At 69.1% G+C, this 13,221-nt stretch carries 14 protein-coding genes; 12 read left to right on the forward strand and 2 right to left on the reverse strand.

What is annotated here, in order from left to right; translation table 11 throughout:
• The first annotated feature begins 35 nt into the window (after nucleotides 1–35).
• Nucleotides 36–953, forward strand: coding sequence for an ROK family protein (locus tag L3Q67_RS13945; RefSeq protein ID WP_499189897.1), 918 nt, complete (start codon nucleotides 36–38; stop codon nucleotides 951–953).
• A complete protein-coding gene (locus L3Q67_RS13950; RefSeq protein WP_499189898.1) occupies nucleotides 931–1,677 on the forward strand; it encodes a class II fructose-bisphosphate aldolase in 747 nt (248 codons plus the stop codon). The genes L3Q67_RS13945 and L3Q67_RS13950 overlap by 23 nt, the downstream gene beginning before the upstream one ends.
• A gap of 311 nt (nucleotides 1,678–1,988) precedes the next feature.
• Here the strand turns inward: L3Q67_RS13950 and ilvD are convergent, their stop codons facing one another.
• The gene (gene ilvD, locus L3Q67_RS13955) at nucleotides 1,989–3,653 is read right to left on the reverse strand and encodes a dihydroxy-acid dehydratase (protein WP_499189899.1); all 1,665 of its coding nucleotides are present in this window, start codon (nucleotides 3,651–3,653) and stop codon (nucleotides 1,989–1,991) included.
• Between the two features lie 188 nt (nucleotides 3,654–3,841).
• Here ilvD and L3Q67_RS13960 point away from each other — a divergent pair, with 188 nt between their 5' ends.
• The 5 genes from L3Q67_RS13960 (at nucleotide 3,842) to L3Q67_RS13980 (ending at nucleotide 7,425) form a co-directional block, all read left to right on the forward strand.
• Nucleotides 3,842–4,165: an ArsR/SmtB family transcription factor gene (locus L3Q67_RS13960; RefSeq protein WP_209662906.1), complete on the forward strand. Its 324-nt coding sequence runs from the start codon at nucleotides 3,842–3,844 to the stop codon at nucleotides 4,163–4,165.
• Nucleotides 4,162–5,067 (forward strand): SRPBCC family protein, encoded by a 906-nt coding sequence (locus L3Q67_RS13965; RefSeq protein ID WP_499189900.1) that lies wholly within the window; start codon nucleotides 4,162–4,164, stop codon nucleotides 5,065–5,067. The genes L3Q67_RS13960 and L3Q67_RS13965 overlap by 4 nt, the downstream gene beginning before the upstream one ends.
• An 18-nt stretch (nucleotides 5,068–5,085) precedes the next feature.
• Nucleotides 5,086–6,057, forward strand: coding sequence for a DrrA family ABC transporter ATP-binding protein (locus L3Q67_RS13970; RefSeq protein WP_499189901.1), 972 nt, complete (start codon nucleotides 5,086–5,088; stop codon nucleotides 6,055–6,057).
• Nucleotides 6,054–6,899 (forward strand): ABC transporter permease, encoded by an 846-nt coding sequence (locus L3Q67_RS13975; RefSeq protein ID WP_499189902.1) that lies wholly within the window; start codon nucleotides 6,054–6,056, stop codon nucleotides 6,897–6,899. The genes L3Q67_RS13970 and L3Q67_RS13975 overlap by 4 nt, the downstream gene beginning before the upstream one ends.
• 106 nt (nucleotides 6,900–7,005) lie before the next feature.
• Nucleotides 7,006–7,425, forward strand: a complete 420-nt coding sequence (locus L3Q67_RS13980) for a hypothetical protein (protein WP_499189903.1) — start codon at nucleotides 7,006–7,008, stop codon at nucleotides 7,423–7,425.
• Nucleotides 7,426–8,187: 762 nt separating this feature from the next.
• Here the strand turns inward: L3Q67_RS13980 and L3Q67_RS13985 are convergent.
• On the reverse strand, nucleotides 8,188–8,646 hold the full coding sequence (locus L3Q67_RS13985; protein ID WP_499189904.1) for a MarR family winged helix-turn-helix transcriptional regulator: 459 nt from the start codon (nucleotides 8,644–8,646) through the stop codon (nucleotides 8,188–8,190).
• 98 nt (nucleotides 8,647–8,744) lie between these two features.
• Here L3Q67_RS13985 and L3Q67_RS13990 point away from each other — a divergent pair, with 98 nt between their 5' ends.
• The 5 genes from L3Q67_RS13990 (at nucleotide 8,745) to L3Q67_RS14010 (ending at nucleotide 12,995) form a co-directional block, all read left to right on the forward strand.
• Nucleotides 8,745–9,710 carry a ring-cleaving dioxygenase gene (locus L3Q67_RS13990; protein WP_499189905.1) on the forward strand — a complete coding sequence of 322 codons (966 nt, stop codon included), beginning with the start codon at nucleotides 8,745–8,747 and terminating at the stop codon, nucleotides 9,708–9,710.
• On the forward strand, nucleotides 9,707–10,318 hold the full coding sequence (locus L3Q67_RS13995) for an alpha/beta hydrolase (protein ID WP_499189906.1): 612 nt from the start codon (nucleotides 9,707–9,709) through the stop codon (nucleotides 10,316–10,318). Before L3Q67_RS13990 ends, L3Q67_RS13995 begins: the two co-directional genes overlap by 4 nt.
• Before the next feature lie 78 nt (nucleotides 10,319–10,396).
• A complete protein-coding gene (locus L3Q67_RS14000) occupies nucleotides 10,397–11,173 on the forward strand; it encodes an Abi-alpha family protein (protein ID WP_499189907.1) in 777 nt (258 codons plus the stop codon).
• A 37-nt stretch (nucleotides 11,174–11,210) separates the two neighbouring features.
• The gene (locus L3Q67_RS14005; protein ID WP_499189908.1) at nucleotides 11,211–12,446 is read left to right on the forward strand and encodes a DUF445 domain-containing protein; all 1,236 of its coding nucleotides are present in this window, start codon (nucleotides 11,211–11,213) and stop codon (nucleotides 12,444–12,446) included.
• A gap of 12 nt (nucleotides 12,447–12,458) precedes the next feature.
• Nucleotides 12,459–12,995, forward strand: a complete 537-nt coding sequence (locus L3Q67_RS14010) for a DinB family protein (protein WP_499189909.1) — start codon at nucleotides 12,459–12,461, stop codon at nucleotides 12,993–12,995.
• Nucleotides 12,996–13,221 lie beyond the last annotated feature (226 nt).

The raw sequence follows: 13,221 nt of genomic DNA on the forward strand, positions 1-13,221 counted from the left end.
TCCCAGCGAGATCGGTGAGGCGGCAGAATCAGCCCATGGATCCTGCGGTGGTGGCACTGGACATCGGCGGCACGGCGATCAAAGCCGCGTTGCTCGACCGTGACCTGACCGAGCTGGCGGTGCTGCGGCAGCCGACCGCGCGAGCGCTCGGCGGGCACACCACCGCGGCGGCGGTCGCCGAGCAGGTGGTGGCGATCACCGCGGAACTGACCGGCGGACGCGCGCCCGCAGGCGTCGGTGTGGTGGTGCCGGGCATCGTCGACGGCGGGGTGGCGCACTACTCGTCCAACCTCGGCTGGCGCGACGTGCCGTTCGAAGCGATCCTCGCCGAACGGCTCGGGGTGCCGGTGGCCTTCGACCACGACGTGCGCGCGGGCGGGCTCGCCGAAGCGACCGCCGGCGCCGCGCGTGGGGTGGTCAACTGCGCGTTCTTGCCGGTGGGCACCGGGATCGCGGTCGCGATCATGATCGACGGGAAGCCGTACGCGGCAGGCGGGTACGCGGGGGAGATCGGGCACGCCGACGTCGGCCACGGCCTGCCGTGCCCGTGCGGTGCGGTCGGGTGCCTGGAGGCGGTCGCGTCGGCCTCGGCGATCGGACGGCGGTACGCCGAGCGGACCGGGCGCCCGGACGAAGGCGCGCGGGTGGTGGTCGACGCGGCACGCGCCGGTGACCCCGACGCGAAGGCGATCTTCGACGAGGCCGTCGACGCGCTGGCCCGCGGGCTGCGCCTGCTCACCACGGTGGTCGCCCCGGAGGTGGTCGTGCTCGGGGGCGGGCTGTTCAGCGCGGGGGAGTTCCTGGTGGAGCCGGTGCGCCGCGCGCTGGCCGGGTACCTGACCTTCCAGCGGCCGCCCGAACTGCGGGTGGCCGAACTCGGGGATCGCGCCGGTTGCCTCGGCGCGGGGCTGCTCGCCTGGCAGGTGACCGATGCCGCTCGTCTCGGCGCGTGAAATCCTGCGGCCCGGCCGGGTCGCGTTCGACGTCATCCAGCTGGAGCAGCTGACCGCGGTGATCGACGGCGCGCAGGCGGTGCGCTCGCCGGTCCTGCTGCAGATCAGCCGGGCCGCGGTGCGCTACCACGGCGCGCTGGCGCCGATCGCCGCCGCCGCACTGGCCGCGGCGAAGTCGGCGACCGTCCCGGTGGCGCTGCACTTCGACCACGTGGACTCGCTCTCGCGCATGACCGAGGTGGTGGAACTGGGCTTCGGCTCGGTGTTGTTCCGGGTGTCCACTTCGGACTTGGCGGTGACGCGGGAGGTGGTGGAATACTGCCACCGCAACGGGGTCTGGGTGGAAGCGGGCCTGGGCGGCCGGGTCGACCCGGCGAACGCCGGCGAGTTCGCCGCGGCGACCGGGGTGGACACGCTGGCTGTGGGGGCGCGGGACGGCATGCCTGATCTGGATTTGATCTCGCGCTTGCGCCGGCGGACTGGTGTGCCGTTGGCGCTGGCGGACTGTCCGGTTGGTACTGATGGGGAGCTGGTTGCCGCTGTGCAGGCGGGGATCATGCGGTTGACTTGTGCCGATTTGGTGCGGCGGGTGTTCGCTGATGGGGTGATGGAATACCGGCACCGGAACCCGGCGGTGCATGATCCGTGTGCTTATCTGGCTGCGGGGCGGGATCGGTTGGCTGCTGAGGTCAGTCGGATACTGGAGTTGCATACGGGTTCTTGAGGGGTCTTCGCCGTGTTTTTGGCTGGGGACCGGGGCGGGATGGGGAGTGTGGGCGGTGCTGGCTCCCGTCGCCGGGTCACGTTTGGTGCCGGGGTTTGTGTGGTGCTGGGTCGTTTGTGGCCGGGGCGCGGGTGTGGTGTCGGGTGCCGTGTGTGGCCGGGGCGCGTTGGTGCCGGGTGGTGCCGTGAATGTGGCATTCACGGCGAAAAGTGCCGTGAATGTGGCATTCACGGCACCGGGAGGGCCTGGCGATGTCACGAATGTGGCTTTCGGGGCGGAATCGGCCCCCAAAGCCACATTCGTGACACTGGTCATGAGCAGACGGCGCCTTGGGCGGCTGAGCCCACTAGGCGTGCGTATTTCCCGAGAACCCCGGTTCGTCGGCTGGTGGGGGGCGTCCAGCCTTCTCGGCGTCGCGCGAGTTCTTCGGGGCTCACCCGCAGGTCCAGCGTTCGGGTGGTCAGGTCCAGCACGATCGGGTCCCCGTCGGCGACGAAAGCGATCGGGCCGCCGTGCGCGGCCTCCGGTGCCACGTGGCCGACGCACAATCCCGTGGTACCACCGGAAAAACGTCCATCGGTGAGCAGCAGGACGTCCTTGCCCAAGCCTGCGCCCTTGATCGCGCCGGTGACCGCCAGCATCTCGCGCATGCCCGGGCCCCCGCGCGGGCCTTCGTACCGGATCACCACCACGTCACCGGCTTGCAGCGTGGGCAGTGCGTCCATCGCTGCCTTCTCGCCGTCGAAAACCCTTGCGGTGCCTTCGAAGAGCGTCGAGTCGAAGCCTGCGCTCTTCACCACGGAACCTTCCGGCGCCAGGCTGCCGTGCAGGATGGTCAGGCCGCCGGTCGGGTGGATCGGGTTGGACAGCTTGCGCACCACCTCGCCGTCCAGTTCCGGCGGAGCCAATTCTTCCAGGTTCTCCGCGAGCGTCTTCCCGGTCACGGTGAGGCAGTCGCCGTGCAGGAGGCCCGCGTCCAGCAGTGCCTTCATCACCACGGGCACCCCGCCGACCCGGTCGACCGCGGTCATCACGTGCCGCCCGAACGGTTTCACGTCGGCCAGGTGCGGGACCCGGTCGCCGATGCGGGTGAAGTCGTCCAGCGTCAGCTCGACCTCCGCCTCGTGCGCGATGGCCAGCAGGTGCAGTACGGCGTTCGTCGACCCGCCGAGCGCCATCACCACGGCGATCGCGTTCTCGAACGCCTCGCGGGTGAGGATCTGCCGCGCGGTGATGCCCGCGGCGAGCAAGCCGACCACGGCCTCGCCGCTTTCGCGCGCGAACCGGTCGCGGCGGCGGTCCACCGACGGCGGGCTGGCCGAGCCCGGCAGCGACATGCCCAGCGCCTCGGCCGCGCAGGCCATCGTGTTCGCCGTGTACATCCCGCCGCACGCGCCCTCGCCCGGGCAGATGGCGCGCTCGATCTTGTCGACCTCTTCGCGGGTGATCAGCCCGCGCGCGCACGCGCCGACCGCCTCGAAGGCGTCGATGATGGTGACCTCCCGACCGTCCACCGTGCCCGGCAGGGTCGAGCCCGCGTAGAGGAAGACGGCGGCCACGTCGAGCCGCGCGGCGGCCATCAGCATGCCCGGCAGGCTCTTGTCGCACCCGGCCAGCAGAATCGCGCCGTCCAGCCGCTCGGCCTGCATCACCGTCTCCACCGAGTCCGCGATCACCTCACGGGACACCAGCGAGAAGTGCATTCCCTCGTGCCCCATGGAAATCCCGTCGGACACCGAGATGGTGCCGAACTCCATCGGGAAGCCGCCGCCGGCGTGCACGCCCTGCTTGCTCGCCTGCGCCAGCCGCTGCAGCGACAGGTTGCACGGGGTGATTTCGTTCCACGAGGACGCGATGCCGATCTGCGGTTTCGCGAAGTCGTCGTCCCCCATGCCGACGGCGCGGAGCATGCCGCGCGCCGCCGCTCGTTCCATTCCATCGGTGACGTCCCGGCTGCGTGGTTTCAGATCGGCCATCGGGCCATTCTGTCCGGCACACGAGCCCGGCGCGAGTCCGTGTGTGCGCTGGGCCGTTGCGGGTACCAAGGACAGCAGGTCGAGCCGGTGCCCGGGCGCTCGCTTGGCCGAGGCCCCGCAGGTTGTGCAGTCCAGCCTGCGGGGTCGCCGTTTGACAGGTTGTATGCCATGCGGGCTATATTCCTTGAGTGGCAACTACGTTCGAAGTGCTGGCCGAGCCCCGCCGCCGGGAGATCCTCGACCTGCTCCGCGCCGGGGAACGACCGGTCGGGGAACTGGTCGACCGGTTGACGCTCACCCAGCCCACGGTGTCGAAGCACCTGAAGGTGCTGCGCGAAGCCGGACTCGTCGAAGTCCGCCAGGACGCGCAGCGACGGTGGTACCGGCTGTGCCCCGAGCCGCTCGCCGAGATCGACGCGTGGCTCGCGCCGTACCGCGCGCTCTGGAATTCGCGCCTGGACGCGCTCGAACGCCACCTCGAAACCATGCCCGATGAGGAGGACCCGTCATGAATCCGGCCGTGTTGAGCGCGATCGGCGACAAGCCGGTACTGCGGTTCGAGCGCGAACTAGCGCACCCGCCGGCCAAGGTGTGGCGCGCGATCACCGAACCCGCCGAAATGGCGCGGTGGTTCCCGGCGTTGATCGCCGCCGAGCTGAAACCGGGCGCGAAGATGGAGTTCACCTTCCCCGGCGAGGACGAGCCGAGTTACGGCGAGATCCTCGAATACGACTCACCCAGGGTGTACGCCTTCCGCTGGAACGCCGACGTGCTGCGGTTCGAGATCCTGCCCGCGGAATCCGGCTGCGTGCTGGTGTTCACGCACACCATGGCCGAAGGCGCGCGGTTCACCGCGCACCGCACCGCGGCGGGCTGGGACACCTGCCTCGCGGCGCTCTCCGCGCAACTGGACGGGCGTACCGAGGAACCGCTCGACCACCGTCCGCTCATGGTGTCCTACCTGCGTGAATACGAGGTCGCGCGCGGCGAGGTCACCGAGGACGGAGTGGTGTTCCGGCTCGACGTGGTGTGGCGGGCGTTCGACACCGTGTGGGCCGCGCTCTCCGAGGGGAAACCGGTTGAGCTCGGGCAGGAGCCGCCGCTACCGTTCACCATCGGCCCGGTGCCGGCCGGTGAGGTGACCGCGGTGTGCGCGCCGCAGGACCTGACCTACCGGTGGCTCCACGACGGCGAGCCGGCCGGGCTGGTGCGCTGGCGCCTCGTCCACGATCCCGAACTCGCCACCCACGTGGAGCTGACCCAGACGATCCCGGCGAAATTGTCGGGGGTGCGCGCTACGGTACTCGCCGCCTGGCAGATCCGGCTCGAGCAGTTGTTCACCGAGCTGGTCCTCGGGGACCGGCCAGCTTGGCCCGAGCAGCGCTTCGCAGAACTAGTCCAGCGGTACCGGTGATCAAACTTTGGGGGTTTCATGGATTTGGCGATCGAGGCCAGTGGCCTGGTCAAGACGTTCGGCAAGACGAGAGCGGTGGACGGGGTCGACCTCGCCGTCCCGCAGGGGCGGGTTTACGGCTTCCTCGGGCCGAACGGCGCAGGCAAGACCACGACCATCCGCATGCTCGCCACCCTGCTGCGCCCGGACGGGGGATCGGCGCGCGTGTTCGGGCACGACCTGGCCACCGAGGCCGACGCGGTGCGCAAGCGGGTCAGCCTGACCGGCCAGTTCGCCTCGGTCGACGAGGACCTCAGCGGCATGGAGAACCTGGTGCTGCTGGCCCGGTTGCTCGGGTTCTCGCGGGCCGCTTCGAAGCGGCGGGCGACCGAACTGCTCGAGGCGTTCGGGCTCGATGAGGCCGCCGAGCGGCTGGTGAAGACGTACTCCGGCGGCATGCGTCGGCGGATCGACATCGCCGCCAGCATCGTCGTCGCGCCGGACCTGATGTTCCTCGACGAGCCGACCACCGGCCTCGATCCCCGCAGCCGCAACCAGGTCTGGGACATCGTGCGCGCGCTGGTCGCCGGCGGCACCACGGTTCTGCTGACCACGCAGTACCTGGAGGAGGCCGATCAACTGGCCGACCGGATCGCGGTGATCGACCGCGGGAAGATCATCGCCGAAGGCACTTCGGGGCAGCTCAAGGCTTCGGTCGGCACGGGTGCCCTGCACGTCCGGGTGGCCGAGCCGGAAATGCGCGAGGAGGCCGGTCGCGTGCTCTCGCGGGTGCTCGACGTGCCGATCGAGCACGATTCCGATCCGGTGGCGCTGACAGTGCGTGTACCCGAGCCGGACAAGGTGGCCGCGGCGCTGGCCGAACTGCCCGCCGCCGGGGTGAAGGTGGCCGCCTATTCGCTCGGGCAGCCGAGCCTGGACGAGGTCTTCCTGGCGCTCACCGGGCACACCGCCGAAAAGACCGAAGAAGAGCTCGAGGGGAGCGTGGCATGACCACCACATCAGCGCAGGCCACGTCCGCCCAGGTCGTCGACGACGGGCTGCTCAAGGCACTGGCCACCCGCGAACGGCCGCCGAAGCCGAGCGCGCTGTCCACCTCGTTCACCTTCGGCTGGCGCGCGCTGCTGAAGATCAAGCACGTGCCGGACCAATTGTTCGACGTGACCGCGTTCCCGATCATGATGACGTTGATGTTCACCTACCTGTTCGGGGGTGCGCTGGCCGGTTCCACCGAGAACTACCTGCAGTTCTTCCTGCCGGGCATCCTGGTGCAGAGCGTCGTGATGATCACCATGTACACCGGCGTCGGCATCAACGAGGACATCTCGAAGGGCATCTTCGACCGGTTCCGCTCGCTGCCGATCTGGCGGCCGTCGGTGATCGTGGGCGCGTTGTTCGGCGACGCCGTGCGGTACCTCCTCGGTGCGACGATCACCATCCTTTTGGGACTGTTGCTGGGTTTCCGGCCCGGCGGTGGGTTCGTCGGGGTGCTGGCCGGGGTGGCCATGCTGCTGGTGTTCTCGTTCAGCCTGTCCTGGGTGTGGACCATGTTCGGGCTGAAGTTGTCGACGTCGAAGTCGGTGATGGGCTGGAGCATGATGGTGCTGATGCCGCTGACCTTCGGCAGCAACATCTACGTCGACCCGGCCACCATGCCGTCGTGGCTGCGCACGGTGGTCGAGGTGAACCCGGTGACGCACCTGGTCAGCTCGGTGCGCGGACTGATGCACGGCACGGTCGTGGGTTCGGAACTGCTGTGGGTCTTCGGTTCGTGTGCCGTGTTGATCGCCGTGTTCGGCCCCATCACGATGCGTCTGTACGGTCGCCAACGCTGACATTTCCCGAGGCCCCCGCGACTCCTGTGCTCTTGTCCCTTGTCGCGGGGGCCTCTTCAGCCCTACCCTCGGCGCTAGAGCGATCTATCAAGTCCGGGAGGCGACGATGGATGATCGGGGATTGCGAATCCTGCGCTGGGTGCTGGCGGGGAGCCTGCTCACCACGGGCCTGCACTACGCGCACAACACGATCCGAGCGGAGGACTACCCGCCGGTCGAAGGCCTGAGCCTGCCCGCCACCCAATTCCTGGTCGGCGGCGGCTGGTTCGTCTTCGCCGCCTTCGCCGCCCTGGGCTACTCGGCCTACACCCGCCGCCGCTACTGGGCCGCGAACGCCTACCTGCTGGTCTTCTCGCTGTCGGGCGTGGCGAGCCTGGGCCACTTCCTCTTCGGGGTGCCGGACATCCCCGCCTTCTGGTTCGCCACCATCTTCACGGACCTGCTGTCCTCGCTGGTCCTATGGACTTTCATCACCTGGACCGCCATCCGCATCCGCACCACCCACGCCGAACCCCAACCCGCCTGACCCCCTGCGTGCAGATTTTGCCCACCCGAGCGCGGACCTCGACTACCCGAATGTCGAACTCGCCCGCCTGAATGCAGCACTCGCCTGCGGGAACGCGAAACTCGGCTGCTGGAGTGTCGAGTTCGGCTACCCGAGCGTGGAGTTCGCCTGTCTGAATGCAGGACTTGCCTGCCTGAGTGTGGAGTTCGCCTGCCTGAGTGCGGGACTCGGTTGCGTGAGCGCAGGTTTCGCCTGCGGGAACGTGAAACTCGGCTGCCTGAGTGTGGGGTTCGGTTGCTCGGGTGTGGAACTCACCTGTTCGAACGTGGGACTCGCCTGGTCGACCGCGAGCCCGCCCCGGTGCGGCGGCCCATCGTGGCGCGATCATCGGCTGCCCGAGGTCCGCCGGGTGCTGCCCGAGTGTGGAACTCGGGTACCTGAACGTGGGGTTCGGCTGCCCGAGCGTGGAGTTCGCCTGCCTGAGTGCGGGACTCGGTTGCGTGAGCGCAGGTTTCGCCTGCGGGAACGTGGAACTCGGCTGCCCGAGTGTGGGGTTCGGCTGCCCGAGCGTGGGACTTGCCCGGCCGTCCGCGAGCCCGTCCGTTGCGGCGGCCCATCGTGGCGTGATCATCGGCTGCCCGAGGCTCGCCGGGTGTTGCCCGAGTGTGGGACTCGGGTGTCTGAACGTGGGGTTCGGCTTCCTGAGTGTGGAGTTCAGCTTCCTGAATGTGGGTCTCGCTTGCCCGGCGGTCCGAATGTCGAACTCGGGTGCGGGGACGTGGGTTAGGTGTTGTGGGTTCGCAGGGTGCGCATGGCGTCGGCCAGGGAGGTGGAGGCGTCGGTGCCCAGCGGGGCCAGGACGATTTTGCGCAGGATTTCGGCGCATGCCCGCCGTGCTTCCAGTGCCACGGACAGGCCGTGGTCGGTGAGCACGGCGTAGGTGACCCGCCGGTCGTCCGGGGAGGGGACGCGGCAGATCAGGTCCGCGGCCACCAGGCGGTCCGCCACCTTCGTGAAGCCGCCGCTCGAGAGGGCGGCTTCGCCGGCCAGGCGGGTCATCGGCATGCGGTTGTCCGGCGAGCGCACCAGCCGCAGCAGGATGTCGAACGAGGCGGGCGCCAGGCCGAAGCGGTCGGCGATCTCGCCCATCAGTTTGTTCTGCGTGGCCAGGTAGCCCTCGATCACCAGGCCCCACCAGGTCACGATCTCGTCGTCGTCGGTACACGGATCCGGTCGCGTCACGAGCGCGAGTGTACCTCAAATCTCTCGCCGGAATATATCTTGCACGCGAGAGGTTATCGGGTTAGCTTGAGAACACCCCCGCTTCCCGAGGAGTAGCGATGTCCATCAAGACCAGCGGCCTCCACCACGTGACGGCCATCGGTGGCGACCCCCAGCGCAACGCCGACTTCTACCTCCGCACGCTCGGCCTGCGGCTGGTGAAGACGACGGTCAACTTCGACGACCCCGGCACCTACCACCTCTACTACGGCGACCAGTCCGGCAAGCCCGGCACGCTGATGACCTTCTTCCCGTGGAAGGACGCGCCCAGCGGGCGCCACGGCACCGGCCAGGCGACCACCACCTCCTTCTCCGTGCCGGAGAACTCGATCGGCTGGTGGAAGCAGCACCTCGAGGCCACCGGCCTGCGCACCAGCCGGGTGACCAACCGCGACAACGAGGACACGCTCTCCTTCGCCGACCCCGACGGGCTCAAGCTCGCGCTGGTCGCGCACCCGCAGGGCGACCCCCGCGACCCGTGGGACACCCCGCTCGTGCCCGCGCAGCACGCCATCCGCGGTCTGCACTCGGTCACCCTCTCGGTGTCCGAAGAGGACGCGACGGCGGGCATGCTGACCGACGGCATCGGCCTGAGCTTCGTCGAGCAGGACGGCAACCGGTTCCGCTTCGCCGCCGGTGAGGGCGGTCCCGGCGCGCTGGTCGACGTGCTGGTCACCCCGGACGCGCCGCGCGGCCTGGTCGCCTCCGGCGCCGTGCACCACGTGGCGTGGCGGGTGCCCGACGAGCAGACCCAGGTGGCCTGGCGCGAGGAACTGGTCGACCGCGGGGTGAACGTCACCTCCATCCTGGACCGCCAGTACTTCCGCTCGATCTACTTCCGCGAGCCCGGCGGCACGCTGCTGGAAATGGCCACCGACGAGCCCGGCTTCGCGATCGACGAGCCGCTGCTCGAACTGGGCCGCGCGCTGAAGCTGCCGCCGTGGCTGGAGCCGACCCGCGAGCAGATCGAGGCCTCGCTGCCGAAGCTGGAGCTGCCCGCCGAGAACGACATGGAGCGGAAATGACCGACCTCGCACTCGAGCACAAGTTCGTCGAAGGCGACCCGTCGGCGCCCGTGCTGCTCCTGCTGCACGGCACCGGCGGCGGCCCGGACGACCTGGTCGGCCTGGCCGGGGAGCTGAACCCGGGGGCGTCGCTGCTGGCGCCCGCCGGGCCGGTCTCCGAGCAGGGCGCCGCGAGGTGGTTCCGCCGCCTGAGTGAGGGCGTGTTCGACACCGAGGACGTCGTCTTCCGCGCGAACCAGCTGGCCGATTTCGTGCAGGAGGCGCGGGCGCTGTACGGCCTGCGGGACCGGCGGCTGGTCGCGGTCGGCTTCTCGAACGGTGCCAACATCGCGGCCGCGACCGTGCTGCTCCGCCCGGACGCGCTGACCGAGGCGATGCTGTTCGCCGCGATGTCACCGGTGCCGGACCCGCCCGCGCACGACCTGCGGCGCACCCGGGTCTTCCTGTCCAACGGCGAACGCGACCCGATGGCCCCGCTGGCTTCGACCGGGCAGTACGTGGAGTTCCTGCGCGAGCGGTCGGCCGAGATCACCGAGCACCGGCACGCCGGCGGGCACCAGATCACCCTCGACGGCTTGGCCGCCGCGAAGGCCTGGCTCGTGGTGTGATGGAAGCGACGGGCGTCCGTTCGGCCTACCGAACCTACTGACAAGTAGTATCCGGGGCGTCAGGAGGGGAGGGGCACCGTGGGTGCTCAGGAGAACTTCGCCGAGCGTGCGGGCAGGCTGGCGAGCATCGCCGCCCGCGCCGGCTACACGCTCGGCAAGCGCCTGCCCGGTGCCGACGCCGCCGAACGCGGCCTGCGCTCCCTCGAACGGCTCGCGCTGACCGAGCTGCGCAAGCGGCTGGAAGAGGTCGACGACCCGTACCTGGCCGCGCTGAGCGCCGCTTCGGCGATGAACGTCGGCAACGGACGGCACATCCGGCAACCGCTGACCGGTGAGATCCGCGGCACGGTGGTGGTGATGCCGTCCTCGGACACCGTCGAGCCCCTGCGCGCGGCGATGGCCGAGCTGCTGAACCGGTCCATCGGCTTCGGTCGCGAGCGCTCCCGCGAGTACCTGTACGCGATCATCCTGCGCCAGCTCACGCCGGACGAAGCACGGATCCTCTCGGCGCTGTCCGACGGCGCGCCGTTCCCGCTGATCGACGTCACCGAGCGCACGAGCCTCGGTGGCGCGGGGCGCGTCGTGCTGCGCAACGCCTCCACCGTGGGCAAGGCGGCCGGGGTGACCCTGCTCGACCACGTCCCCAGCTACGTCACCCGCTTGCTCGGCCTCGGCCTGGCGGAGCTGGACGAGGAAGTGCCGGAACTCGAGACCCAGTACGAAATCCTGATGACCGACGACCTGGTGCGAGCCGCGGAGAGCTCGGTCAAACGGGTGAAGTTCGTTCGCCGGACCGTGCACGTTTCGCGACTCGGCAAACAGTTCTGGGCTGCCTGCGATCCGGCCCGGAGCTGAGCATTGTCCCAGGTGGACGCCCGTGTGATCATGAGCCATGGGCGGCATCGTGGAGGACTTCGCACGCAACTGGCCGCTCTACTGCTCCATCCCGCTGATCGCCGCGCTGATCGGGTACACCACCAAGCTGGTGGCCATCCGGATGATGTTCCAGCCCCTGGAATTCGTTGGTGTCAAACCGTTCTTCGGCTGGCAGGGCGTGGTGCCCAAGCGCGCGGCCCGGATGGCGGGCATCGCCTGCGACACGATGACCCAGCAGCTGATCAAGCCGAGCGACGTGCTGAACCGGCTCGATCCCGGCCGCATCGCCAAGGAGATCGAAAAGCCGCTGCTGGCCGGCATCGAAGAGATCGTGCGCGTGGTGGCCGCCGAATACCAGCCGGGGCTGTGGGAATCGCTGCCGTCGCGGGTGCAGCGCCTGGTGATCAGCCGCGTGCAGGCGGAGTCCCCGCGCATGGTCGCCTCCCTGATGGACGGGGTCAAGCAGGACGTGGACAGCGTCTTCGACCTCAAGGACATGGTGGTCACCAGCCTGGTCAAGGACAAGCGGCTGCTCAACCGCATCTTCCAGGAGGCCGGTGACCAGGAGTTCAAGTTCATCGCCCGTTCCGGCATCTTCTTCGGCGGCGCCATCGGGGTGGTCCAGATGGTGGTCTGGATCCTGTTCAAGGTGCCGCTGATCATGCCGCTGTTCGGCCTGTTCACCGGCTGGTTCACCGACTGGCTGGCGCTGAAGATGATCTTCTACCCGAAGCAGCCGAAGCGGTACCTGGGCTTGTTCGAGTGGCAGGGCCTGTTCCTCAAGCGGCGTGCCGAGGTCTCGGAGTCCTACGGCGCGTTGATCGCCAAGGAGATCATCACCCCGCACAACGTGATCGAAGCGGTGCTGCGCGGACCCGCGTCGGACAAGGTGCTCGCGCTGGTCCAGCGGCAGGTGGACGCGGAACTGGCCAAGCACACCAGCCTGGCGCGGCCGCTGGTGGTGCTGGCCGTGGGCAGCAAGCGGTACCAGGCGATGAAGCTGCGGATCTCCGAGCTGATCATGGCGCGGCTGCCGGAAACGATGACCTACGTCGAGGACTACGCCGAAGACGCGATGGACATCCGGAACCTGCTGATCACGAAGATGAAGGAGCTGAGCCCGGAGGAGTTCGAGGGCCTGCTCCGCCCGGCGTTCCAGCAGGACGAATGGATCCTGATCGCCACCGGCGCGGTGCTCGGCTTCGCCGTCGGCGAAGCGCAGGTCCTGCTATTGGAGCACTTCTCCGCCTGATACCTTTTCCTGGTGTCGAACTCGAGTTCGAATGAAATGGCGGACGCGGTCGCGCGTTCGTGGCCGGAAACCCGCGCCGGCGACGAGCTGACCCTGCTCTGGGGCTTCCTCGACTTCCTGCGCGCGACGGCGGTCAACAAGGTCGCCGGGCTGAGCCGGGCCGAGGCCGTGGGGACGCCCTTCCCGGCGTCGCCGGAGATGAACGCGCTCGGCGTGCTGCGGCACCTCACCGCGGTCGAGCGGTGGTGGCTGACCATCGTCGGCGGCGGGAGCGACCTGCCGGACCTCTGGGGTGACACCGCCGACCACGACCACCTGTTCCGCCTCGGCAAGGAGCACTCGCCGGCCGAGGTGGTGGCCCTCTACCAGCGGGAATGGCGGATTTCGCGTGAGGCGCTGGCCGGGCTGGCAGCCGGTGACCCGGTCCGCCGCGCGGAGGAGGACAAGACCGTGCGGTGGGTCCTGACCCACCTGGTCCAGGAGACCGCCCGGCACGTCGGGCACCTCGATGTGCTGCGTGAATTCGCCGACGGCGAGGTCGGCGAGTAGGCCGCTCCCGCTGGGAAAAGTACCGGAGTACCCAGCGTATGCTTAGGCCAAACGTGCGCTTCGGGTCGCGTCTCGTGAGCGCTGCCACTACCGTGGCCAAAGTGAAACCGCTTCGTCACGAAGCGGTGTCGGCAGGCTGCGGCATTGTAGTCCAGCGAAACCGGCGATCCTACGTTACTGTTGCCATACTCACAGGGTTTTCTGCGTCTGCGCAGGTAGCGCGGGT

This window comes from Saccharothrix sp. AJ9571, from assembly GCF_021725495.1.
Classification (GTDB): Bacteria; Actinomycetota; Actinomycetes; order Mycobacteriales; family Pseudonocardiaceae; genus Amycolatopsis; species Amycolatopsis magusensis.

Coding starts and splice junctions, on each gene's coding strand:
- L3Q67_RS13990 (WP_499189905.1), top strand. CDS start 8,745: ATGTCCATCAAGACCAGCGGCCTCCACCACGTGACGGCCATCGGTGGC.
- L3Q67_RS14005 (WP_499189908.1), top strand. CDS start 11,211: ATGGGCGGCATCGTGGAGGACTTCGCACGCAACTGGCCGCTCTACTGC.
- L3Q67_RS13980 (WP_499189903.1), top strand. CDS start 7,006: ATGGATGATCGGGGATTGCGAATCCTGCGCTGGGTGCTGGCGGGGAGC.
- L3Q67_RS13975 (WP_499189902.1), top strand. CDS start 6,054: ATGACCACCACATCAGCGCAGGCCACGTCCGCCCAGGTCGTCGACGAC.
- L3Q67_RS13995 (WP_499189906.1), top strand. CDS start 9,707: ATGACCGACCTCGCACTCGAGCACAAGTTCGTCGAAGGCGACCCGTCG.
- L3Q67_RS13970 (WP_499189901.1), top strand. CDS start 5,086: ATGGATTTGGCGATCGAGGCCAGTGGCCTGGTCAAGACGTTCGGCAAG.
- L3Q67_RS13965 (WP_499189900.1), top strand. CDS start 4,162: ATGAATCCGGCCGTGTTGAGCGCGATCGGCGACAAGCCGGTACTGCGG.
- L3Q67_RS13950 (WP_499189898.1), top strand. CDS start 931: ATGCCGCTCGTCTCGGCGCGTGAAATCCTGCGGCCCGGCCGGGTCGCG.
- L3Q67_RS13945 (WP_499189897.1), top strand. CDS start 36: ATGGATCCTGCGGTGGTGGCACTGGACATCGGCGGCACGGCGATCAAA.
- ilvD (WP_499189899.1), bottom strand. CDS start 3,653: ATGGCCGATCTGAAACCACGCAGCCGGGACGTCACCGATGGAATGGAA.